The organism is Paenibacillus amylolyticus (assembly GCF_036894225.1).
GTDB classification, from domain to species: domain Bacteria; phylum Bacillota; class Bacilli; order Paenibacillales; family Paenibacillaceae; genus Paenibacillus; species Paenibacillus amylolyticus.
Genome location: NZ_CP145892.1, coordinates 951,823 through 975,093 on the forward strand (window position 1 = coordinate 951,823; position 23,271 = coordinate 975,093).

General features: G+C 45.5%; 19 protein-coding genes. 10 read left to right on the top strand and 9 right to left on the bottom strand.

The features are described from left to right. Nucleotides 1-40: 40 nt before the first annotated feature. The 3 genes from V6668_RS04345 to V6668_RS04355 all read left to right on the top strand — a co-directional run bounded on the left by V6668_RS04345 (nucleotide 41) and on the right by V6668_RS04355 (nucleotide 7,670). The gene (locus tag V6668_RS04345) at nucleotides 41-4,150 is read left to right on the top strand and encodes an S-layer homology domain-containing protein (RefSeq protein WP_422395267.1); all 4,110 of its coding nucleotides are present in this window, start codon (nucleotides 41-43) and stop codon (nucleotides 4,148-4,150) included. A 193-nt stretch (nucleotides 4,151-4,343) separates the two neighbouring features. After that, complete coding sequence (locus V6668_RS04350) at nucleotides 4,344-5,723, top strand: amino acid permease (protein ID WP_076319983.1); 1,380 nt, start codon at nucleotides 4,344-4,346, stop codon at nucleotides 5,721-5,723. A gap of 417 nt (nucleotides 5,724-6,140) precedes the next feature. Beyond that, nucleotides 6,141-7,670, top strand: a complete 1,530-nt coding sequence (locus V6668_RS04355) for an acetylhydrolase (protein WP_338707785.1) — start codon at nucleotides 6,141-6,143, stop codon at nucleotides 7,668-7,670. Between the two features lie 26 nt (nucleotides 7,671-7,696). Here the strand turns inward: V6668_RS04355 and V6668_RS04360 are convergent, their stop codons facing one another. Next, nucleotides 7,697-8,680, bottom strand: coding sequence for a MerR family transcriptional regulator (locus V6668_RS04360; protein ID WP_338707786.1), 984 nt, complete (start codon nucleotides 8,678-8,680; stop codon nucleotides 7,697-7,699). A gap of 212 nt (nucleotides 8,681-8,892) precedes the next feature. On the opposite strand from V6668_RS04360, the gene V6668_RS04365 reads away from it, so the two are divergent. After that, on the top strand, nucleotides 8,893-9,795 hold the full coding sequence (locus V6668_RS04365; protein WP_017690578.1) for an SDR family oxidoreductase: 903 nt from the start codon (nucleotides 8,893-8,895) through the stop codon (nucleotides 9,793-9,795). A 255-nt stretch (nucleotides 9,796-10,050) separates the two neighbouring features. Further along, nucleotides 10,051-11,046, top strand: a complete 996-nt coding sequence (locus V6668_RS04370) for a hypothetical protein (RefSeq protein WP_338707787.1) — start codon at nucleotides 10,051-10,053, stop codon at nucleotides 11,044-11,046. Between the two features lie 70 nt (nucleotides 11,047-11,116). Here the strand turns inward: V6668_RS04370 and V6668_RS04375 are convergent, their stop codons facing one another. Further along, nucleotides 11,117-13,639, bottom strand: coding sequence for a transglutaminase domain-containing protein (locus V6668_RS04375; protein WP_338707788.1), 2,523 nt, complete (start codon nucleotides 13,637-13,639; stop codon nucleotides 11,117-11,119). 305 nt (nucleotides 13,640-13,944) lie between these two features. Between V6668_RS04375 and V6668_RS04380 the strand changes: the two genes are divergently transcribed. Both V6668_RS04380 and V6668_RS04385 read left to right on the top strand, forming a co-directional pair. Beyond that, nucleotides 13,945-14,364 carry an ester cyclase gene (locus V6668_RS04380; protein WP_047840564.1) on the top strand — a complete coding sequence of 140 codons (420 nt, stop codon included), beginning with the start codon at nucleotides 13,945-13,947 and terminating at the stop codon, nucleotides 14,362-14,364. A 129-nt stretch (nucleotides 14,365-14,493) separates the two neighbouring features. Beyond that, nucleotides 14,494-16,872 (top strand): GH36-type glycosyl hydrolase domain-containing protein, encoded by a 2,379-nt coding sequence (locus V6668_RS04385; RefSeq protein ID WP_338707789.1) that lies wholly within the window; start codon nucleotides 14,494-14,496, stop codon nucleotides 16,870-16,872. Between the two features lie 186 nt (nucleotides 16,873-17,058). Here V6668_RS04385 and V6668_RS04390 read toward each other — a convergent pair whose 3' ends face one another. Continuing rightward, nucleotides 17,059-17,814, bottom strand: a complete 756-nt coding sequence (locus V6668_RS04390; protein WP_338707790.1) for a GNAT family N-acetyltransferase — start codon at nucleotides 17,812-17,814, stop codon at nucleotides 17,059-17,061. Between the two features lie 148 nt (nucleotides 17,815-17,962). Between V6668_RS04390 and V6668_RS04395 the strand changes: the two genes are divergently transcribed. Beyond that, entirely contained in the window at nucleotides 17,963-18,625 is a 663-nt protein-coding gene (locus V6668_RS04395) for a M48 family metallopeptidase (protein ID WP_100526388.1), read from the top strand. Nucleotides 18,626-18,737: 112 nt separating this feature from the next. Here V6668_RS04395 and V6668_RS04400 read toward each other — a convergent pair whose 3' ends face one another. The 4 genes from V6668_RS04400 to V6668_RS04415 all read right to left on the bottom strand — a co-directional run bounded on the left by V6668_RS04400 (nucleotide 18,738) and on the right by V6668_RS04415 (nucleotide 21,547). After that, nucleotides 18,738-19,577 carry an IS3 family transposase gene (locus V6668_RS04400; RefSeq protein WP_306821969.1) on the bottom strand — a complete coding sequence of 280 codons (840 nt, stop codon included), beginning with the start codon at nucleotides 19,575-19,577 and terminating at the stop codon, nucleotides 18,738-18,740. Nucleotides 19,578-19,597: 20 nt separating this feature from the next. Continuing rightward, complete coding sequence (locus tag V6668_RS04405) at nucleotides 19,598-19,918, bottom strand: transposase (protein WP_076319340.1); 321 nt, start codon at nucleotides 19,916-19,918, stop codon at nucleotides 19,598-19,600. A 126-nt stretch (nucleotides 19,919-20,044) separates the two neighbouring features. Then, entirely contained in the window at nucleotides 20,045-21,127 is a 1,083-nt protein-coding gene (locus tag V6668_RS04410; protein WP_338707791.1) for a saccharopine dehydrogenase, read from the bottom strand. A 99-nt stretch (nucleotides 21,128-21,226) separates the two neighbouring features. Further along, entirely contained in the window at nucleotides 21,227-21,547 is a 321-nt protein-coding gene (locus V6668_RS04415; protein WP_338707792.1) for a metalloregulator ArsR/SmtB family transcription factor, read from the bottom strand. A gap of 184 nt (nucleotides 21,548-21,731) precedes the next feature. Between V6668_RS04415 and V6668_RS04420 the strand changes: the two genes are divergently transcribed. Further along, nucleotides 21,732-22,118 carry an iron chaperone gene (locus tag V6668_RS04420; RefSeq protein WP_036668305.1) on the top strand — a complete coding sequence of 129 codons (387 nt, stop codon included), beginning with the start codon at nucleotides 21,732-21,734 and terminating at the stop codon, nucleotides 22,116-22,118. A gap of 3 nt (nucleotides 22,119-22,121) precedes the next feature. Beyond that, complete coding sequence (locus V6668_RS04425) at nucleotides 22,122-22,613, top strand: isochorismatase family protein (protein WP_338707793.1); 492 nt, start codon at nucleotides 22,122-22,124, stop codon at nucleotides 22,611-22,613. Nucleotides 22,614-22,797: 184 nt separating this feature from the next. Here V6668_RS04425 and V6668_RS32200 read toward each other — a convergent pair whose 3' ends face one another. Together V6668_RS32200 and V6668_RS04430 are read right to left on the bottom strand one after the other, a co-directional pair. Next, nucleotides 22,798-22,878: a putative holin-like toxin gene (locus V6668_RS32200; protein WP_373888078.1), complete on the bottom strand. Its 81-nt coding sequence runs from the start codon at nucleotides 22,876-22,878 to the stop codon at nucleotides 22,798-22,800. Nucleotides 22,879-22,974: 96 nt separating this feature from the next. Beyond that, nucleotides 22,975-23,262 carry a DUF6809 family protein gene (locus V6668_RS04430; RefSeq protein WP_076253750.1) on the bottom strand — a complete coding sequence of 96 codons (288 nt, stop codon included), beginning with the start codon at nucleotides 23,260-23,262 and terminating at the stop codon, nucleotides 22,975-22,977. Nucleotides 23,263-23,271: the final 9 nt, after the last annotated feature.

Genomic DNA, 23,271 nt, shown 5'->3' on the forward strand with positions numbered 1-23,271 from the left:
TATCAACAGTTCAGTGAACATGTACAAGAGAGTCTTAATCATGCTTCTATGCTTTATCTTGGTTTTAGCAAATGGATTCTTCGGGAGTCAATGGGCGGGGGTTGCAGCAGCAGCGGTGGGTCCAACAACAGTAACCTTCTCCACAACTGATAGTAGTGCCTGGGCTGATGGAATTGCTGAAGATGGCGAAGGTTCTTCAACGAATATCTCAGGTAAAGTTTTTCAATTCTACAATATTAGTGATACCAGTAGTGGAGCTATAATGTCGGAACCTCTCAGATATGCAAATACAGTGGAAGATGGGTGGTTTCCTTTTCTAACTACTTATGAGACTGACATTAATATTGGTTGGAAAGGGATGGGGATTAGAACAAGCGATGCATCTGAATTCCAAATTAACGGATTCTTTTATTCAAACTGGGGTGAAGGACCAATAAACCTTACGGTTGAAGGATATCGCGATGGTGCAAAGGTTGCAACCTACTCATTCCAAAATGACGAAGTAATTGCAGATTATCATTCTAAACATGTTTCATTAAATGAAGATTTCGATAATGTGGATATGGTTCTCTTATATTCAGCCGATAAGAACAGTTGGCATGGTATTAATGACATTGTGCTTGATGATGCTGTCCTTTCTGCAGTAGAACCAACGATCAACACACAGCCAGCGAATGAGACGGCCAATGAGGGAGCGAGCAGTCCAACACTGAGCGTAGGTGCTACGGTCAGTGACGGGGGAACGCTGAGCTACAAGTGGTATAGCAACGTAACGAACAGCACAATAGGTGGCACGCCAATCAATGCTGCAACAGGCTCAACGTATGATGCGCCAACGACGAGTGCAGGAACGACCTACTATTATGTGATCGTGACCAACACCAACGATGGTGTAAATGGAACGAAGACCGCAACGACGACGAGCAATGCAGCACAAGTAACGGTGAAAGCGCTGGTTCATGCAGCAGTACCAACGATCAACACACAGCCAGCAGATGAGACAGCCAATGAGGGAGCAAGCAGTCCAACACTGAGCGTAGGTGCTACGGTCAGTGACGGGGGAATGCTGAGCTACCAGTGGTACACCAACGCAACCAACAGCACCTCAGGCGGCACGCCAATCAATGCAGCAACAGGCTCAACATATGCAGCTCCAACGACAAGTGTAGGAACGACCTATTATTATGTAATCGTGACCAACACCAACAATGGCGTAAATGGAACAAAGACCGCAACGGCGACCAGCAATGCGGCACAAGTGACGGTGAATGCGCTGGTTCATGCAGCAGCGCCAACGATCCATACACAGCCAGCAGATGAAACGGCCATTTTAGGAGCGAGTAGTCCAACGCTGAGCTTAGGCGCTACGGTAAGTGACGGAGGAATGCTGAGCTACCAGTGGTACAGCAACGCAACCAACAGCACAACGGGTGGCACGCCAATCAATGCGGCAACGGGCTCAACGTATGATGCGCCAACGACGAGTACAGGCACGACCTACTATTATGTAATCGTGACCAACACCAACAATGGCGTAAATGGAACCAAGACGGCAACAACAACAAGCAATGCGGCACAAGTAACGGTGAATACGCTGGTTCATGCAGCAGCGCCAACGATCAACACACAGCCAGCAGATGAGACAGCCAACGAGGGAGCGAGCAGTCCAACGCTGAGCGTAGGCGCTATAGTCAGTGACGGAGGCACGTTGAGCTACCAGTGGTACAGCAACACGACCAACAACACTACAGGCGGTACGCTGATCAATGGGGCAACGAATCCAACGTATGCCGCGCCAACGACAAGTGTGGGAACGACCTACTATTATGTGATCGTAACCAACACCAATAATGGTGTAAATGGAACGATGACCGCAACAACGATGAGCAATGTTGCTGTAGTTGCCATTCAACCAGCACTAACGTATATCATTGAGAATATTGCGGATCAAACCCCAGCAGCACTGATTCAGGGCTATGTCTCGGGTAGTCAAGAAACATTAACCATTACCGTGAAAAATATCGGTACGGGTACATTGACTAACTTGGAGGTAACATCTGGTGGGGCGAGCGGGTCGGATCTTGAAGTAACACAACCTACAGTGTCGACTCTTAACCATGGGGCTGAAACCAGCTTCACGGTGATGGTTAAGGATGGTTTGCCAGCGGGCACCTACACTGCGACGGTTCTTGTAACTGCGGACAATATGCTGGACCAGACATTCCAAGTTGTTCAAGCTATCAACTTGCCAAATGCGCCTGCCAATCCTCAGGATCTGGTAGTGATCCCTGGAGATCATCAGGCTCAGCTGAATTGGAGTAACGTGCCGGGAGCGACATATTACGAAGTTTATTTATCAACAGTATCTGGTCAATTTAGCAGTAACGCCATTACCACCGTAACGGACGGGAATTATCGTGTGGAAAATCTGCTTAATGGAACCACTTATTACTTTATGGTGAAAGCAGGCGGATTGGGTGGTTTGAGTGCTGAGTCCAATGTGGAAAGTGCAACTCCATTAACGGTTCCAGAAGCACCATCATCCGTTATAGCAGTCGCGGGGAACGGACAGGCTACGCTTAGCTTTAATCCTCCAGCAGACAATGGAGGAAGTGCCGTAACGGCATATGAGGTGAATGTTCTACCAGACAATAGAGTCGTGACTGGAACACGTAGCCCAATAATCATCACGGGATTAACCAACGGAACGAGCTATACGTTTACAGTGAAGGCAAAGAACAAGGCAGGAGGTAGTGAGTCTTCGTTACTATCCAATGCAATCATCCCGTTGGTACCAACAGGTAATGGTGGCAATACCGGTGGTGGAGGAGGAAGTACTGGCGGTATTGGAGGTAATACGACTCCAAGCCAGCCACCTACATCAGGAACTCAAGTTCCGAACCCAGGAAATTCAGGGGTGGATGTAATGGTCAACGGGAAAGTGGAAAACATCGGATCAGCAACTTCAAGTGAGCGAAATAGTCAAAGTGTAACCACAATAACGGTAGATTCCGTGAAACTGGATGAAAAGCTCTCGGCTGAAGGAAATGGGGCTACGGTCACCATTCTGCTAAATACACAATCTGATGTTGTCATTGGGGAACTTAATGGTCAGATGATCAAGAACATGGAGGAAAAAAACGCAACTCTGAAAATTCAAACGCCTTCTGCGACCTACACATTACCTTCTCGGCAAATCAATATCCAAGCGCTGTCCAATCAACTGGGGCAGTCAATTAATCTCAAAGATATTCAGATTCAGATTGAGATTTCGACTCCTGGAGCAGAGATGCTGCGGGTAATAACAGATGCGATTGAAAAAAACAGATTTACGCTTGTTGCCCCAACATATAATTTTGAAGTACGCGGCATTAGTGGTAATCGTACGATTAACATTACCCATTTCAATGCATATGTTGAACGAACGATTGCGATTCCTGAGGGAGTAGATCCTAACCGAATCACGACAGGTATAGTCATCGACACGGATGGATCAGTTCGTCACGTACCGACTCAAGTCATTGTTAATGGTGCCAAATATTATGCCAAAGTGAACAGTCTGACCAATAGTACTTATTCTATTATATGGAATCCAATTGAGTTTCAGGATGTTCAGAACCATTGGGCTAAGGCCCAGGTAAACGATATGGGTTCACGTATGGTCATGGATGGAACGGGAAAAGGTATGTTTACTCCTGATCGAGATATTACGCGAGCAGAATTCGCCACGATATTGGTACGCGGTTTGGGACTGAAACTGGATACATCCAATAATGTTTTCTCGGATGTATCCACCGATGTTTGGTATAGTAGGGCGATCAATACGGCATATGACTACCAATTGCTAGATGGCTTCAAAGATGGAACTTTCCGTCCTGATGACAAAATTACACGGGAGCAAGCCATGAACATTATGGCAAGAGCCATGGCAATTACGGGGCTAAAAGTTCCATCTGGATCAGCTGGTCTTCAGATGTATACAGATGCAGCAGACTCATCAGTGTGGGCATACAGTGGTATAGCTGAAAGTGTACAAGCCGGAATTTTTTCAGGGAGAAGTGATGGGAAACTTGCGCCCAAGGCATATATTACAAGGGCTGAAGTGGCTGCAATCGTCTCGCGGCTTCTCCAAAAATCAGGATTGATCTGATTGTAATAAACTTTAAGGGGTTATCCTAATCATGTCCAATAAGGGCGTGAGGAGGAGGCCCTTTTTTGCCATACAAGAGTCGTCTCCACCCAACTTCCTCACATTCCTTGTTGTATTTCTGCGGCACATCTCGTACAATTTGGTGAAGTAATTCTGCATTGCGTTAATGTGAATGTGAAAAGGGGAGAATCGTTTGGAATCAAAGCAACTATCTAGAGGGCTAAAGCCCCGCCATGTAGAGCTGATTGCACTCGGAGGTACAATCGGCGTTGGTTTGTTCATGGGATCGGCGAGTACGATCAAATGGGCAGGGCCATCCGTGTTGCTGGCCTATTTACTGGCCGGTATCGTTATCTTTTTTGTCATGCGTATTATGGGTGAAATGTTGATTCAGGAGCCGGTCACGGGTTCGTTTGCAACATTTGCTCACAAATATATTAGTCCGCTTGCCGGATTTCTGACCGCCTGGAGCTATTGGTTCCTGTGGGTTACGGTTGGTATGGCGGAAGTTACGGCGATTGGCATCTATGTCGGGTATTGGTTCCCGGATATTCCACAGTGGCTGCCTGCACTTGCTGGGGTGCTCATCATTGCGGCGGCAAATCTGGCGGCTGTGAAGTTCTATGGAGAATTTGAATTCTGGTTTGCGATGATCAAAGTGACGGCTATTGTGGCGATGATCGTGATCGGAACAGGACTCATTTTCTTCGGCTGGGGGAATGGGGGTCAGGCCATTGGTCTGTCGAATCTGTTCAGCCATGGTGGCTTCTTCCCTGGAGGCATCAAAGGTTTCCTCTTCGCGCTGTGTATCGTAACGGCTGCGTATCAAGGGGTGGAGATGGTCGGTATTACAGCAGGCGAAGCGGAGAATCCGAAACACACTTTGCGTAAAGCGATCAAAAATATCGTGTGGCGTATTCTTATTTTCTACGTTGGTGCCATATTTGTTATCGTAACCCTGTACCCTTGGAACGAAGTGGGCGAGACGGGCAGCCCGTTTGTGCTCACCTTTGCCAAAGTTGGTATTGTTGCTGCAGCGGGGATCATTAACTTTGTGGTGCTCACGGCGGCCATGTCGGGATGTAACAGCGGGATCTACAGTGCAGGACGGATGTTATACACACTGGCTGAGAATGGGCAGGCACCTGCCTTTTTCAAAAAGCTGTCCAAAGGCGGGGTTCCCCGCAACAGTATCGTCATTACAATCTCCTTGCTGCTGATAGGGGTTGTGCTGAACTACCTGATGCCGGACTCCAAGCTGTTCCTGTACATCTACAGTGCAAGTGTTCTTCCGGGCATGGTTCCATGGTTCGCGCTGGCGTTCAGCCAGTTCCGATTCAGAAAGCGTTGGGGCAACGAGATGGCGGATCATAACTTCAAGTCCAAATGGTTCCCGATCAGCAATTACATTATTATTGTGTATCTGATCCTCGTCATTATCGGTATGGCGTTTAACCCGGATACGCGCTTGCCTCTGGTTGTTGGAGCTACGTTTATGGCAATCGTGGTGGCTGGATATTTCGCATTTGGCATTGGCAAAAGACAACGGATAGATGGCGGCGAAGATCGCTAGTCCAATATTCAAAAATCAACTTATATCGTAATTTCATACGTGCATTCCTTGAATACAATGGAGAACCTGCGGGTGATTCAGCGTCATTCAAGGAGTGCATTTTTTTATCCGCAAAATTCATACTTGAATCTCCTGTAACTGGAGGTTTTAAGATTGGAGTTATAAAGATTGCACTAAAGCCTATTTACACTTGCCACTTCGATGACAGAACAACCTTCTGATCGCTGTTATCCCCTGATTTTTTGATTCAATTTTACAAAGGTGAAAATCTGGGGATAAAGGCGAACGCATCCGCTTCTTCAGGTTATTTCTGTCCTCTACGTTCTCGTGTAAATGTTTAGTTCAATCTATATAATAGCTGCTGCGCAATAATATCATTCCGATGTAATCCGTGGCAGGATGGGAGGCTTTAAGTATATGAGGACAGTAGAATGGATTTATCTTATTTTTAACCTGCTTATGTTAGTGGGGGTAATCGGGATTGGGAAACAGAGTCAACATTTTCGGAAAATGGTATGGGGTGGATTTGCCATATCAGGTGTGCTGCTGATCATCCATGGTGTGGTCGAAGGACTTCGTTGGCCGATGATTCCGGCGTATCTGCTCACGTTGGTTCCACTGGTTGTGTTATTTACAAAGGCAAGACGCCAGCAACAGTCAGGTGTAACCTCGCTGAACAGCAAAGGTTCCGGGTCATCTGCTTCCACATCGACTGTGACGAGGAAATTCGGACGTGTTCGAATCATCGCAACGTCTCTTCTGGTGTTGGTATACGCTATTGTGAGCATTGGCTTGCCGCTGCTGTTCCCGGTGTTTTCGTTTGCCAAGCCAGCAGGTCCTTATGGAATCGGAACGGTATCCTACGATTGGACAGATAACAGCCGTGAGGAGTTGCTGACGAGTTCTGCCGGTGATCAACGGGAGCTGATGGTACAGATCTGGTACCCAACGAATTCAGACGCAGAGGGCGCAACAGCTCCTTATGTTAATAAGCCGGATATCTATGCGACAGCCTTCAATGAAGTGCTGAAACTGCCAAAGCTTTTATTTTCCAGTCTGAGTCAGGTCAAAACACATGCGATACAGGAAGCTCAGTTGTCTGAGGCCGAAGCCAAGTATCCGGTTGTTCTCTTCTCTCATGGTCTGCATGGGTATGAAAATCAGAATACGTTCCAGATCGAGCAGCTGGTCAGTCAAGGTTACATTGTTGTAGGCATTAATCACACGTATAGCAGTCTGGTATCCGTATTCCCGGATGGACGTGTGGCGCAGTTTGAATCGGAAGGGAAAGAAGGTTTTGAGCAGCTACAATTCAGTTACATGGACAAGTTGAATGAGACATGGGTGAAGGATGCACTGTTTGTACTGGATGAGGTAGAGAAGTTGGGTACGGGAGATCCGAGCGGACGCTTTACCGGACGTATGGATCTGGACAATATCGGCATGTTTGGGCATTCATTTGGCGGAGCAACGACAGTACAGATGTTAATGGATGATCCACGTGTGAAAGCAGGCATGAATATGGACGGTGTATTGTTTGGCGAGAAACGTATCCCTACGGAAGGCGTGGGCAAGCCGTTCCTGATGATGAGTGCAGACTCAACCGTTGCAGGTACAAGTGTGATGAGTGACGAAGAGATTGCTGCGATGGGCACGACCCGTCCGGAAGCCGAGAAATATTACGAGGAAGTGTATGAGCGCTATGAGCCGGTAACCGCAGGAGGTAACTTCTGGATGGAGCTGACCAACACCAAACATCTGAGTTTCTCCGACCTCTACCTGATCTCTCCACTGCTCGAATGGACACAGGGTGTAGAAGCGCGGGGGACACAACAATTGGTTAACGATACAACGATTGATTTCTTCAACCACTACTTGAAAGGGAAACCGCTCCATATGGACAAGGAAGTGGGAGAACATGAATCCTATTTGTTGAAAAAAGGCTAAACGTATAAATGGAAGGAGACTGAATTTCAGTCTTCTTCCATTTGTTTTAATCGTAACCGCATGCCCTCCTGCAACAGGTTAATGCCATCTACAATCTGGCTCCATTCGGGATTCATCAGCTTGCACAGTTTGTTAAAACGCAGAATGCGATCCGTCACAGAGTCCAGCATATATCGGGCCTGTTTGCGAAAAAATACTTCTGGTGCTTCCGCATGCTCAGCACTTGCATACATCAACACAAAGTCCCACACCATGCTTTGCACAGCAGGGCTATCGATTGCCCAACGTTTGTCCAGCGCTTCGGTAGTGCGAATGCGAATTGCTTCCATTTTCTTCACCCAGACGTCTGCTTCAACTTGTGGCTGATTCGCCATAATGAAGAATGGAACCTCCAGCTGAGCCAGATCGGCCCAATAGGCCGGATCATTGATCAGTTCCTGAATTTCCTTCCAGGCCAGTGTTTGCTGAGCCGTCAGTTTGGTATCTTTCATCATGTATTTATCGAAAAAGTGCAGAAACGACACTCTCCAATCCTGCGGAATGCTGTCCAGCAGATGGGATTCATCCACCTTGGCAGCAACGAATTGTTTCCGACTGCTCGCATGGGCCGTTAGGGATTCAACCAGACTGGAGATGTAGGTAAGAGACTGTTCCGAATGCAGTGAAGTGTCTTCTTCATGCTGCTTCGCTTGCTGCAAAATGGAGAGCATGGAATTCATCGTGCCGATCTGGGTTTCCAACGCTTCAATCTGCAGATCCAGTGCCTGTGCTACCGCCAGTTCACCCGACATGAGCTTTCGAATATCCGGTATGCTGAAATTCAGATAACGAAGTGTTGTAATGAGTTCGAGTTGCCACAGGTCTTGCGTTGTATAGAGCCGATGCCCACCTTCCGTATGATTGGAGGGTTGTAACAGTTCAATCTCATCGTAATAACGGATCGTTTTCACCGTGGAGCCGATCAGTTTGGCTGCTTCACCGATGGAATAGGGTTCTTTATTTGGGTTCAACGAGATCACCTCATGTTCTATTATACAATCTCCAGTTAGGGGAGATTCGATATGTGACGATCGTCAGTGAATTCGGGCGGGCTTAGTTTAAATTCCACCCATCTCGGTTACAAAGGAAAGAGTGCAACTTTTATGAAAATTAAATTCACAACAAATAAAAAAATACGTTTATACGATGGTTATCGTGTAAATAACCAAGGAGGAAATTGAACATGGCTAATCAAGACCAGCACACCATGCAAGATCCAACGACACAATATCCGAAGGCTACACCGGAGTGGAAACAGCAGCAGGATGAGCCGGGGCTCCAGCGTGAGATGACACCTGTTCCCGATGCGGGTGAGAAAAGTTATAAAGGCAGCGGACGTTTAACAGGACGCAAAGCAGTTGTGACCGGAGCCGACAGCGGAATTGGCCGGGCGGCAGCGATTGCGTTTGCCCGTGAAGGTGCAGATGTTGTTCTGGCCTATCTGCCGGAAGAGGAAGCAGATGCGCAGGAAGTTGTGAAGCTGATTGAGGAAGCCGGTCGTAAAGCAATTACGATGCCAGGTGACCTGAAGGATGAGAAATATTGTGAAGAACTCATTGAATCTGCGGTAAAAGAGCTTGGCGGGATTGATATCCTTGCTAACGTGGCAGGTAAACAGCAGTTTGTGGAGCAGATTGCGGATCTGACTACCGAGCAATTCGATGCAACGTTCAAAACAAATGTCTATTCCATGTTCTGGCTCTGCAAAGCAGCTGTGAAACACATGAAGCCGGGCAGCTCCATTATCAACACATCATCGATTCAGGCGTACAAACCTTCGCCAATCCTGCTGGATTATGCAACAACGAAGGCATCCATTAACACGTTCAGCAAAGCGCTGGCACAACAGGTGGGTAGCAAAGGGATACGTGTCAACGTTGTTGCACCAGGGCCGGTATGGACACCGCTCCAGGTCGTGGGTGGACAACCAGTCGAGAAGCTAGCCGATTTTGGCTCCAACACACCGCTTGGTCGAGCAGGACAACCTGCCGAGATGGCTCCGGCATTTGTGTTCCTGGCAAGCCAGGAATCCAGTTATGTAAGCGGGGAGACATTGAATGCGAATGGTGGTACGGTTAGTCCGTAAATAGTTTTAGATAATCCGATCAGGGTATCAGAGGATACGGTCTCCATATTGGGGGCGGTATCCTCTTTTTTGTCGTTAAGATGAAAGAAATAAAATATTTTTATAATGAAAGCGTTCTTATATAAAACGGAAAAGGTACATGGTAATATATTCAAGAACAAGATCTTCACTCCCAGCTCTGAGAGTGCGTTGCTTATACAATGAATCTGTTCAGATCAATACACTATGCCTAGGAATCGAAGGAGGAATTCTGTAATGGCCAAGAATGTACTTAAACTAGGTGACCCTGTCATAAGCACGTACACATCATATGGGACATTAACATCCGTTATGAACGAAGATTTATGGCCATGGATTTTCAATAACTTTATACAAATCAGGTATGCACATGGATGGGGAATTTTTTCGTTTGATTCTCATCAGTTTCTGCTAAGTACCTGTCCGGGAATTTCCTTTTACAACCTGCCACAAGAAATTGTGATTAGCAAATGGGGAACATCACTTAAGCAAGTGATTACGGAAGCGATAGATATGGGATATTATCTATATATTTATGCAGATAGATACTATATTGCGTGTACAGACTATTATCAAAAAGAACATCTCATGCATGAATTATTAGTGTATGGGTATGACCTGGATCAAAATTTGATATACATTGCTGATAATCTTGATGATGGTAAATTCATACAAAGCGTATGTAGTCTGGATGAACTTGAGAAAGGCTACTGGACCATGTCTAATGAGTACAGTTTTTGGACAGAAGTGAGATTCCTCAAGCCAATTCAGAATATCAATTATGCAATTCATGTGGAGCAGATTATAACGGCGATGGAAAACTATCTTAACTCAAGCGAGACATATGACTTAGTGCGAGATCAGAAATACGATTTTGGAATGCAAGCCATTCAACGCATCTTTACCGACATTGAGCAGGCAGCCCTAGTTGGAGAAGCATTGGATTCACGAGTCTTTCATCTCTTGTATGAACATAAGTTACTTATGGAGTTACGTTTATCTTACTTAATGGAGAAATCAATCATTGAACGAGATTCAACCTTTATGGAATTAAGCACTATTCTGAAACAGGACTACTTTAAATTGAGAAATATAGTTCTGAAATACAATATAACGCGTGATGCAAGTACACTCAGTAAAATAAGTGAGAGATTGCAACAGAATCTCACAAAAGAGAAAGCATTTATTTCTACTTTTATTACCAGATTGCAACAGGTTAAATCAATGGCTTGAAGTCATCTAATAATAGACAAAAAATCCCCTTTGCTTGTTAGAAAGCCAAGGGGATTGCTGTGTAATTAAATTACTTTTGTTCTGGTTTCGGGTCCAGAATGGCATAACTGCCTAGCGTGGCTAATTGTGCTGTGTTCAGAAGCGCTTCATCCACTGCTGCGAGGGCTTCGCCGGCAGCTGTCATCAGCTCATCAGAGTCAACAGGTGAGGCGAAACGGAGAATGACCCGGTTCTCTCCTTTTTTGAGTTCACTCTCAGCCTTGGTTTTGTACTCATTAATGGACGCGACTTCGAGATCATTCTGCACATAATAATCATTGGCATCGCTCTCGCCATTAAACATCGTGAGCTCGGAATCAAGCCAATAATCTTGATCCGCTATCGTTTTCTGACTTGCAGCAGTCTCATCATTGGCATTGTACAGGAAATACGGGATGCCGGAGTTCGTCAGGTTGTTGGTGGCATCTACATGGAACCATTCGTTCCCGATTTTGACCTTGTTCCATGCATGTGGAACGCCGCTGGAAGCGCCCGTTACAACGATGCTTTCCAATCCCGAGAGATCGGAGAGCAATTTGTAAACGGAAGCATAGCTGGCACATACCCCAACTCCTTTGACCAGAATACCGTATGTGGTAAACGAGTCATTAAACTGTGGATCGACATTTTTGAAGTTGTTTTGCTCCGCATTTTCCAGCGCTGCATCGTCATACTTCGCGTTATCGTTCAGATAATCGTAGATGGCTTTCCGTTTCTCGTCTTCGTTCATACCATTCTTGATAATGGAAGCCACCACTTCGTTCGCTTTGGCAATAATCTCATCTTGCTTCTTCTGGATTCCACTAGCCGATTCATTGTAATGAATCGAAAGGGTAAGTGTACCATAGTTGTATTCGAAACCTTCCACACCAAGAATCAATGGATTCTGGTACATCACTTTCAGGACAACATCTGAGAGTGTCGTGAAATTTTGAGCTTCGGGGAAAGCCTTTAACGAAATTTTATCTTGTGCCGCAATCATGTTTTTGGCTAAAACTTCTTCCAATGCGGAATCTGCATTGATCATTGCATCGCCTGTAGCAGGCTGAGGCACGGTTTCCTGATTACCTTGTTCTACATTTTGCTGTGTATTGGATTTCTGCTCATCTACCAGGTTGTCTTCTACAGCTTCTGGAGCTGAAGCAGGTGTTTCATTGGAAGCTTCTTCAGAAGCCATATCTGAAGAATTATCAGAAGTATCATCTAAAGCCTCAGTAGATAGAGGATCAGTTGCAGCTTCTGACGTTCCAGTATCGGTTGTAGACTCTGGAGTTGAAGTTTCCGAAGCCGGTGCTTCTTCTGTTTCCGTTGCAGACTCAGGTGCATCATGATTGTTGATGATCGTTGGCACGTCAGGTGCAGGAATGTAAGGTGTGTCATTCTTTGGTTCCACCAGTCCGTTGCTGGAATCGGCTACGGTTTGCTGAGAAAGTTTGTCCAAATCTGCTTGAGTTACATTCTCTACGCGTACGTAACTTTTCAAAGCTGTTCCTTTAATATGAAAAGGAATATTCGTTTCATTGAACTCTGAAATCTCTACGCTTTTGGTATCATAGACAATGGTTTCACGAGCTAGAGAGCCGTCATTGTACTCAACTGTTGCTTTCTGAGGAAGTACATCTATATTCTTTAATTTCTCCCTATACAATTGTTCTTTCAGAGATGTTGGCAACTGGGAAGCAAGCGGAGCTGTAGGGACACCTCTGCTAAAATTGGATTCTTTGCCTCCACCGATTGCAGTGACGTAATATTCTCCTCGTATACCGTGGTTCTGAGTGGTAGTTATCATTTCATTATAAGTGCCGAGCCCGCCTTTTCCGTCTCTCAAAAAATCATTGAAAGACGTCTCTGTCGTTACCGCAATATCTAAAGGCAGACTATTACTGAACGCGTCCTCTGCGCCAGTTAGAGGTACATTTGTATCGAAGTTGGTTAGGTCAGAACGTTTATAAATTTTATATTCGGTGGCACCTTCAACCTTGTCCCAGACCAACTTGAACCGTCTATCTTTGTCAATTTCGTATCTTAGGTTAGGTACGGGTAACTCCGATTTCACTGTAAACGGAATAATGATGGGCTGATCGAGTAGTGTTAGATTTTCCGCATCTGGATCATAATTCAGACGAATGTAATAAATGGGGGCACCGCCCCAAGAACTTTGATCCTTGTTCATCATGGAATCTGAACTTAAAACGCCCCATCCAAGAGGCTTAATGGAAACACTATTGTCGTTTGTCTCTGGAATGGCATATACATCGCTTGCTTTGAGTGCTTTAATATCGGTATGTACACTAATAATGTCACTAGCTCGCAGGTTACTTTTACGTAAATCGGCTTTAAACTTGAACATAAATTCTTCATCCTGAGCTACGTTGTACATCGGCATGATCGCTTGTTCCGATTCAGAGCCGTATTTCTGCTTCAAACTTAAAATGGTAGAACCTTCTACTACTTCTGTAGGGTTATTTTCGGACGGACTACTCTCCTGTTCAGTACTCTGGCATCCAGCCAGTAACAGGGTGAGTGCAAACATAATGAAAAATAGACGTTTCATGATACACCGCTTTCTTGTTTTTCTGAGTTGCTCTAATGCTACGTTTCTACACACCGAAAGATTATCAAAATTGGTTAAAACCCATACTCGAACCTCTTAACGGCCAAACCTCCTATTAATTTCCTAATATCCTTTGCTAGTTTATGGTCATATTGACGCATTGTCAAGGTGAGAGGGTAGGTTTTAAGTCCTGTAGATCAATAGAACAGTTGTAATTCCATAGCGGGGGGACCATGTTAAAATACAAGAGTTACTACATATTTATATATATAACAGTTGAATAATTGAGGAGGCTGGATTGGCGTATGACAGCAGAACAGATTGTCAGAACCTTTTTTGAAGAAGTCCGATCAGGCCGAAATCCTGATTATGCAAGCAGCGTGATGGCGGAACAAGTACTGGCTCATCAAGTAATATCCGAAGCTGAGGTCACGGTCACCCGAACACCTTCCGATTATACGGATCATGTGCGAGAGATGATCGAAGCTTACGGGGAATTTTCACTCGAAATTCTGGAGTTGCTGACGCAAGGTGATAAAGTTTATGTTCGCTGGAGACAAACGGGTACCCATATTGGCGAAGTGGACGGATACAGTCCAACCAACCTCCCAGTGATTGAAATTGCCAGTGCGGTATACCGAGTGGAAAACGAACAAATTGCAGAGTATTGGATACAGATCGACAGGTTGGGCATCGAGAAACAATTGGAGCGTAATCGGAGCTGAGTTTCTCAGCTCTTTTTTAGTTTTCAGTTCTTTGTAAGCGTTCCCGTGTTATAATGAACAAAGTTGTATACAAGTTACCTAAAACGTTTTCTGTCTTTTAACTCCATAATCTGAAAGTGAGGTTCAGTGATGATTAAAGCAACGGAAGATAATCAATATGTTGAACTAACAAGCCCGACAAGTTTACCGAAGGCATCCGGATTCCTTTGGAATGAAAAGATGATGATTCATGTGAATTGCCGGGGGTACGCGGTGGCCCAATTCATGCAGCCCGAACCTGCTAAATACTCGTATGCGCCCAACCTGGAAGCCAAGACGTTTATGCAACCGGAGCAGCCATACTATGCCCACCATCCGGGACGGTTTGTCTACATTAAAGATGAAGTAAGTGGCGAAATCTTCTCCGCCCCGTATGAACCCGTTCGCAAGCAGGCGGATAGCTATACGTTCGCTGTCGGTAAACACGATATTCATTGGAAAGTGATTCAGGACGACATTTGCATCGAGATGTCCCTGCGTTTGCCGAAGGAAGATGTCATGGAGCTGTGGCGTGTGAAGGTAACCAATCTGTCTTCGAGAAAACGCAAGTTTAGTATCTACCCGTATTATACGGTCGGCTATATGTCATGGATGAACCAGTCCGGTTCGTATTTGGAAGATTTGCAGGGCATTGTCTGCTCGGCGATTACGCCGTATCAGAAATATCAGGATTATAGCAAAATCAAAAATTACAGCGACAAAACCTATCTGCTTGCAGATCACCAACCGACTGGCTGGGAAGTAAATCATGAGACTTTTGAAGGCGAAGGTGGACTACATAATCCTTCGGCCCTGCAGTCGGAGACACTGGCTGGTGGAGATGCACGGTACGAGACACCTGTAGCTGTATTGCAATATAGAGTCGAACTGGAAGCAGGAGCGGAGCAGGCGTATCGATTCATCTTTGGTCCGGCTCATGATGAGACAGAGATTGAGGGCATTCGTCAGCATTATTTTGTGAAGCAGAATGAGGAAGGACAGGATGGTTTCACCGCAGCCGAGCAGGAGTATGCTGGTTATATTGCGGAAGGGCAAGGGAACATCCAGATTGAGACACCGGACAGCTGGCTAGATAATGTCGTGAATCATTGGTTGCCTCGCCAGATGTACTATCATGGCAAAACCAACCGTCTGACAACCGATCCGCAGACGCGGAATTATTTGCAAGACAACATGGGCATGAGTTATATTCAGCCGCAGATTGCACGAGCTGCGTTCTTGACCGCTTTGTCTCAGCAGCATATAAGCGGCGCGATGCCAGACGGCATTATTTTGCACCCGGACGCAGAACTGAAATATATTAACCAGGTTCCTCATACTGATCACTGCATCTGGCTTCCGGTCTGTATGAAGACCTATTTGGATGAAACGAATGACTATAGCATTTTGGAGGAACAGGTTGCTTTTACAGACAGTGAACAAAAGGTTTCCGTACTGGAGCATATGAATCTTGCGATGCGCTGGTTGATCCATGAGCGTGATACGCGTGGGTTGAACTATATCAATCAGGGTGACTGGTGTGATCCGATGAACATGGTGGGATACAAAGGCAAAGGCGTATCCGGCTGGCTGACCATTGCGACGGCATATGCGTTCAATGTGTGGGCAGATATTGGTGAACAGGCAGGGCATGCCGAGGTTGCAGCGGAATTCCGTCAGGAAGCCAATCAGACCAACACGGTAGCCAATGAGTATCTGTGGGATGGTAACTGGTACGCGCGCGGAATTACAGATGATAACGTTGTGTTTGGCGTAAGCAAAGACGTGGAAGGACGCATCTATATCAATCCTCAGAGCTGGGCACTTATGAGCGGTGCTGCAGATCAGGAGAAACAGGAGAAGTTAATCCGTGCCGTAGAGGAGCAATTGGAGACGCCATATGGTGTCGAGAAGCTCGCGCCGTCTTTCACCGCGATGCGGGAAGATGTAGGCCGTGTTACGCAGAAACATCCGGGAAGTGCAGAGAATGGTGCAGTGTACAATCACGCGGCGGCGTTCTATATTTACGCGTTGTACCTGGTGGGCGAGAAGGAGAAGGCGTATCGTTTGCTGCGTAAAATGATTCCGGGTCCTGATGGCGAGGATATTCTCCAGCGGGGTCAGCTACCTGTATTTATTCCGAATTATTATCGTGGAGCCTATCGGCAATTCCCACGTACAGCTGGGCGCTCTAGCCATCTATTCAATACCGGCACGGTGCCTTGGGTGTATCGTTGTCTGATCGACGGAATGTTTGGATTGCAGGGTCATGCACAAGGGCTTCAGGTTCGTCCGCAGTTACCAGAAGATTGGAACGAGGCATCGGTAACGAGGTTGTTCCGCGGGGCTGAGCTGCATGTAAACATGAAAAAGGATGCAACTGTCCAGCAAATTGAGGTGCATGTTGACGGTCAACGGATTGCAGGCGACATCATCAAGAATATACAGGCCGGCGTGAAATATGAGGTGCTGGTGAAGCTGCCTTTGTAGAAAAGCGCAAGGAGTAATGCTGAACGATCTGAAGAGTTTTGGAAAATTACGAAGACAAATTAAAAACTGCCTTTCCTTTATAGAAGGAGGGCAGTTTTTGCTTTCAAGATGTTGTTTTGAATTGATACGTTTGTCAGACTGAATATGATGAAAGAATCCACAAGCTAAGCTTGATTAGCAAACACTCTATTCTTTGACTCTGTACCAATAGGTATAAATCTCTGAATAACCCAGCTTGGCGTAAAGTTTCAAGGCAGGTGCATTATTCGCAACCACTTGCAGGTAACTGGAGGTAGCGCCCTGTCTTTTTGCCCAATGCAATAGATGCAAGATCATCTGTTCAGCAAGTCCCCGATTCCGGAAGTTAGCGTCTGTTATGATGTCATACAATCCAATGTAGCCACGTTCGATGACACCAAACCCACAAGCGACGACTTGCCCATCGATCAACAGCGAGATGAAACCTACCTTTGTCCGGATATTGTCCAACATTAATTCCGTCGTTCCCCGTTGCAGATCATTCACCTGATTTAGCCTGCAAAAATGATCCAGCCACGCTGTGGTCAACTGTTCGTCGATCTGTACAGTTTGGTGCACAGGCTCTTTGATCTCTTCCAGACTCCGAGTCTGGATACGGGTCAGATCGACAACGCCATACCCTTTGTCTTGCAAAAGTTGGTCGAGATGATCCGGCTGAATAAACGGTGTGATTTTAAATATGGTACTTAACTGATTGGAAGCATAAATACGCTCACATTCCTCAATCTTTTCATGCACATCCAGAGTTGAATAGTGTATGGGTTGAACGGAGTTGGCACGTTTGGTATATCCTTTGGCAAAACGCAGTACCCATCCGTCATATAATAAGGTAGACAAGGGTTGCCAGTGATTAAGCGATAGTTCTTCAATGGTTTTGTGTTCTGAATCTATGGTATGCGTCATATCCAACCTCCGATTTTATGATTAAATAATAATACATAATTGTGTATAAAAATACAATAAAAACATATATATCGCCGAACAGTATGCATTATGGTCGGAGATGGTATACAATTTGATTGAATGAATAATTTCAGAAGCGGAGCGCATTATGTTAACTATAGAATTAAATAATCACAGCATTAACTGTCATATCCAATACGGCAAACGGAAGAAAGTGTCCATCACGATGGACTTGCCTTATATGGTAACAATCAAAGCACCCAATGGTACCAGTGAAGACATGATCCGGCAACTTGTAGAGCAGCACGGGGATGTAATTTTGAAGAAATCCGCTCTGATGCAGCGGGCGCTCGATGGTCCTCAAGCCAAGGAATACGAAGATGAGGGCAAGGGGAAGTTTCTGCTTTTTGGCAAGGAGCATGCACTGCATGACTTAATCCCTGTAGAGGGTCTGACAGAAGAAGAGCTGCGAGCGAATCTGAAGAAGTTTTATTTTGCCGAGTGTAAACGTATGATTGGGGAGCGCATCGGTCGCTATCAGCAGGAGTTGAAGGTGAAGCCGAAGTCAGTAGAGATCGTAGATTCTCCCACCAAGTGGGGCAGTTGCAGCTGGGACAAAAAGCTTACGTTCAATTATCGCCTGGCTATGGCACCACTGGAAGTGATCGATTATGTCATCATTCATGAACTGTGCCATATTCACCACATGAATCATGATCGCTCTTTCTGGCGGCGAATCGGCAGCATCATGCCGGATTACAAAACAAAAGAAGATTACCTGATGCGAAATGGTCGGGCTATGACACTATAATTCCAGACCCAAGTTTGTACTTGATACGATAGATCCCTCCATTATAATTCGTAAAATCCGCGATGGTCCCACTGTTTGGTCATACCCCTGTCAAGTAGACAGATGAAAAAAGCTATGCTGCCAGCGCGCATCGATATTCAATCGGTGCGCGCTGTTTGAGTTTGGCTTGAAAGCGTCGGTAGTTGTAATTGTACACGTAATCTTCCACGGCTTGTCGAATCTCGGCTTCTGAATTACACTGGATAAGGTACAGCTTCTCTGTTTTGAGATGCGAAAAGAAAGATTCGATGCATGCGTTATCCAGGCAGGTTGCTTTGCGAGAGTGGCTGCCTTTGACGCCGAATGCTTCTAATCGTGAGTTGTACACCTGAGACGTGTATTGGAAGCCCTGATCCGAATGGAGCACGGCTTCCGAAACGTCTCTTTTTTGTGTCCATTGTTCCACCGTATCCAATACGAGCTGAACATCGTTCCGTTTAGATAATTGCCAAGCGACAATTTCGTTGTTGAACAAGTCTTGAATCACAGACAGGTAAACAAACGTGTTTCCATCCGAAATATAAGTTATATCCGTCACCATTTTTTGCTGAGGTGCTGTGGCATGAAATTTGCGCTTTAGGCGATTCGGATAAATCACAGATGGCGTATAGCTGGACTTCTTCCGCTTCTTGCGAATTACCGATTGGATCGATAGTTCCCGCATGATTCGCCATACTTTCTTGTGATTAACGTTCAGACCAGACTCCCAGAGCGCCGTTGTCATGCGAGGATAACCAAACTCTCGATTTGCAAAATGAATAGCCATCATGTGCTCTTTGATCTCACGCTCACGGTCTTGTCTTGCGTCTCGCTGTGGCTGTGTTGCTCGCCATTTGTAGTAACTGGAACGGGGTATTCCTGTAATCGATAATAGGCGTGTAATGCCATGCGAGCAACGCAATTCGTCTATGATATCGTAGTTCTCCCGTTGGCTTAGTGCTTCTCCTTTACTAGATTTGGATACCGCTTTTTTAAATAATCTACCTGTGCTTGAAGGTAGTCCCGTTCCTCTTCTACACTGCTAAAGGCAGTACGAGGCCGTCCTTTCAGTGGATTCGGAACATTGTTTTTTCGCTCATCGAATGCTTCCCCGTTTTTCCATTTTTTTACCCACACCTTCAGTTGTGAACAGTTTCGAATTCCTTCGCGATCAGCGACCACCTTGTAACTTGAAGAACCTTCGACATAGGATCTAACCGCATTCAATTTAAATTCTTCGGTATACGTGTGAAATGTTTGTCCTTTTTTGGCCATAAAAATATCCCCTCCAAGTGTCACTTGAACCCTCATGATAACATGAAGGTTTTTTCAAGTGTCTACTTAAAGGGGATAATACCAGTTTGCAGTGAGCGACTTCGCGGATTTTTTGTTATGTCTGGATCAGGAGTGGGTTACTTGAACGCCGTATTGTGTGAAAAAATGAGTAACCGCATCCATGTTCATTCGATCATCGAACAGATGCTCAGGATAATAGATGCCTGGAGCCATAGGCTTGTCCGTTGGCATCATCAGTATCTTCTCGGCTTGCACCGCAGCGCCGAGTGCAGTCATATGGGTCTGACCAAGTGGGTCAGAGACCGTCATCGTTCGTTCAACCTTGTTCCCTTTTGCATCCAATCCTTTCAATTGAATGACCAGATGATGTGCACTCCCAGTTCCCGGATTATAGAGCAATTTCCGCCGGAATGGCTGGAAACGTTCACCACTGATCATCTTCCATACTCCAGTTTTAACCAGTCCCGTGAGTGCATAGGTAGATACTTTACTATCGAATGCAATGCGGAAGCTGGTTGAATCAATATGACTGGTATGAGGTAATGTGACGTGATCGGGTGTATCCAATCTGTAACATGGAGTCGTATACCCGTTCGGGAAATGAACTTTGATCGGATCTGTCATGGGATAGACGAGTCGATGTGTATTGGCTTCGGTTATCTGAAAAGGAATACTCATCCGGTCCATGAAGGCTGCCGAATCAGGCCCGGCCTTATCCCGCAGCGACCATAGGGCATGAATGTTTACTTCGACATGTTGCAGAGAGTTAGAAAGTATCATCGCAAAGAGTGACGCCGTTCCTGCCATCCATCCAGAGGACAGCACTACCGGAGCATGAAGCTCTTCCTGCTCTACTGTACGGATCGCTTGATTGAACACCTCAGTCCAGCGTGTTATATCGATGAGGGGAATTTTTCTCCGCACTGCCGATACCAGTAGCCGATCATCCAGATCGTTCACTGCATTAATGATTAACGATATATTCTCTCCTGCGTGAATCAGTGGATCGTTTGCATTGGTATCAACAACAACCGTTTGGACACGATTGGATGGAAAAGGTGCTGTTTTACCCGCAGAACGACCTCCCAATACCAATTCCAGATCAGGATGCCTGTCATGCAAAATGCGGGCAAGCTGTGCACCTACAGCACCATAACCTCCAGCGATGAGAACTCTTTTTCTATTCATTCGATAAACCTCCGTTGATATGTTTATGTACTTATATGTTTAAACTAATGAACATAATAGAGTGAAGAAAAGGAATGCGGTTCACCAGCGCGGTATGCGCTAGCTCTGACATTCCACTTCCACGAGATGAACGAGCTGTTTGAGTAATTCGATCGCATCGTTGAACTCCAGCTTGTAATACATCTCCGTACCTTTTTTCTGAACCGATAACAGCCCAGATTGACGCAATATTTTCAAGTGATGAGAGACCGTAGGGCGTGACATGGGGACATGCTCTGCAATCTGCGATACGTTCATGCTCTCTTGATCAATGAGCAGCGATATGATTCGCTGGCGAACGGGGTCTCCCAATCCTTGAAGATAAGGACTTAGATTCTCGAAAATATTAATAACTTTTTGGTTACCCATCGATTCCTTCATGGCTCACTCCGTTATAATGTTTAATTGTTTAAACGTATTATAAGGCTTAGTTCACTTAAAAATCAAATTTAACATTCCAAGTTGCAGGAAATTAGCTGTTCCGCTTGTCCATTTGAAGTACAATATAAGCAAATATGCCCGTACCACGAATCCATTGATGTATCCGTGGTGGAAGGAGTCCAAGATGGCTGAGAGTAACCATTATTCGGTGCTGGTAGATGAATATATCTCGGAGTTTGCACCTGATGTACAGGTGAGATTACAGGCAATAAGACAGATTATTCGTGAAGCGGCTCCGAACGCCGAAGAGAAGATCAGTTACAAGATGCCTACGTATGCACAGCATGGGAATCTGGTTCATTTTGCCGCATACCAGCATCATATTGGGTTTTACCCTGCTCCCAGGGGAATTCAAGCTTTCCAGGAGGAACTCTCCAAGTATAAAGGGGGGAAGGGGTCTGTCCAGTTTCCGCTGGATCAGCCATTGCCGGAGGATCTGATCCGCCGGATTGTGGAGTATCGAGTGAAAGAAAATGTGGAAAAAGCTCGGGAGAAGAAGCAGAAGAAGTGATAAATGGTAAAAACGGATCTCACAGCTCAGTTGGGCAAGATTGAAGCGGTTATCGCTGATTTTGAACAGCAACATGAGCCAATCATATACATGAAACATGTAGATTACGATCAGGAGGGTTCTTCACTGTTCTATAAAAATGTTGAGAACCTGGAAATTATAATGGGTACCGGTCAGTATCCTGTTATGGAGAAAAGCAAACCAAGTGCCTTCAGCAATCCGGAGCTAAGAACTTGGCTACATGAGCATCAGGTAGAACATGTATTTATTGTTGGATTCAACATGGAATATTGTTGTCTGTTTACGGCAATTACTGCGGAACACGAAGGGGTTAAGGTAACCTTGATTGAGGACGCAACAGGTTCGGTGAACACAGCGGAGACGTATGAGATGCCGGGTCTGGATATTCAGGATTTTGTCGGTTCGATTCTGAATTGGTCGAATTGTATTGAAGTTTTATATGTGGATGAGTATAAAGAAATGTATCGTATCTAGCGTGGTTTACATGTGACGCCTGAGATTTGAGTATGGTATAATAAGAGCAGATTAGACGTAAAATGCAAAGAGAGCCGTGCTGGTAACACGACTCCTCCGAGCAATAGCCGCTTTTAAGGGCGGTGGGCTTCGGTAACATAAGGGCACGATGAAATAGACCGCATTCCTTTGCTACGGGGGCGGTCTATTTGCGTTTATCGGACAGAATGGCAACGATGAGCGTACCAAAGGTAAGCATCAGCAAGATTGCTTCAAAAACTGTCACAGGGCATCCCTCCCTTCATGGCGAGGTAGCCGACCGACCCTTTAAGCCTATTCTATTGCTTTGTTGATTATAGCATATTTTGTAAGAAGCCAGTTGTTAGAAGCTGTTTATATGTAATTCGTTCATTAGCTGAAGAGCATCCCGAAACCCTTGTAAATAAATCTCTCTTTCCAGAAGTGTTTGCATAGAGAGTTGAGTATCTTCATATAGAAAAAGGGTTTGATTCAGTTGCTCCGGTAAAGCTTGGCGAATATTCTGAAAGTATTGATCAGATTCTTTAGATAGTTGGGTATAATCAGGCTGCGTGTGAGACAAATTGTTGTATAATAACTCTAAGCGCGTTCGGATTAACGGTTCTGCTAAAGATTCCAAGGATTCTTTCACTATGTACAC

Bases quoted from the DNA above. Each gene is read 5' to 3' on its own strand.
- V6668_RS04345 (WP_422395267.1), top strand. From the start codon at position 41: ATGCTTCTATGCTTTATCTTGGTTTTAGCAAATGGATTCTTCGGGAGT.
- V6668_RS04355 (WP_338707785.1), top strand. From the start codon at position 6,141: ATGAGGACAGTAGAATGGATTTATCTTATTTTTAACCTGCTTATGTTA.
- V6668_RS04365 (WP_017690578.1), top strand. From the start codon at position 8,893: ATGGCTAATCAAGACCAGCACACCATGCAAGATCCAACGACACAATAT.
- V6668_RS04370 (WP_338707787.1), top strand. From the start codon at position 10,051: ATGGCCAAGAATGTACTTAAACTAGGTGACCCTGTCATAAGCACGTAC.
- V6668_RS04375 (WP_338707788.1), bottom strand. From the start codon at position 13,639: ATGAAACGTCTATTTTTCATTATGTTTGCACTCACCCTGTTACTGGCT.
- V6668_RS04380 (WP_047840564.1), top strand. From the start codon at position 13,945: ATGACAGCAGAACAGATTGTCAGAACCTTTTTTGAAGAAGTCCGATCA.
- V6668_RS04385 (WP_338707789.1), top strand. From the start codon at position 14,494: ATGATTAAAGCAACGGAAGATAATCAATATGTTGAACTAACAAGCCCG.
- V6668_RS04390 (WP_338707790.1), bottom strand. From the start codon at position 17,814: ATGACGCATACCATAGATTCAGAACACAAAACCATTGAAGAACTATCG.
- V6668_RS04395 (WP_100526388.1), top strand. From the start codon at position 17,963: ATGTTAACTATAGAATTAAATAATCACAGCATTAACTGTCATATCCAA.
- V6668_RS04405 (WP_076319340.1), bottom strand. From the start codon at position 19,918: ATGGCCAAAAAAGGACAAACATTTCACACGTATACCGAAGAATTTAAA.
- V6668_RS04410 (WP_338707791.1), bottom strand. From the start codon at position 21,127: ATGAATAGAAAAAGAGTTCTCATCGCTGGAGGTTATGGTGCTGTAGGT.
- V6668_RS04415 (WP_338707792.1), bottom strand. From the start codon at position 21,547: ATGAAGGAATCGATGGGTAACCAAAAAGTTATTAATATTTTCGAGAAT.
- V6668_RS04420 (WP_036668305.1), top strand. From the start codon at position 21,732: ATGGCTGAGAGTAACCATTATTCGGTGCTGGTAGATGAATATATCTCG.
- V6668_RS04425 (WP_338707793.1), top strand. From the start codon at position 22,122: ATGGTAAAAACGGATCTCACAGCTCAGTTGGGCAAGATTGAAGCGGTT.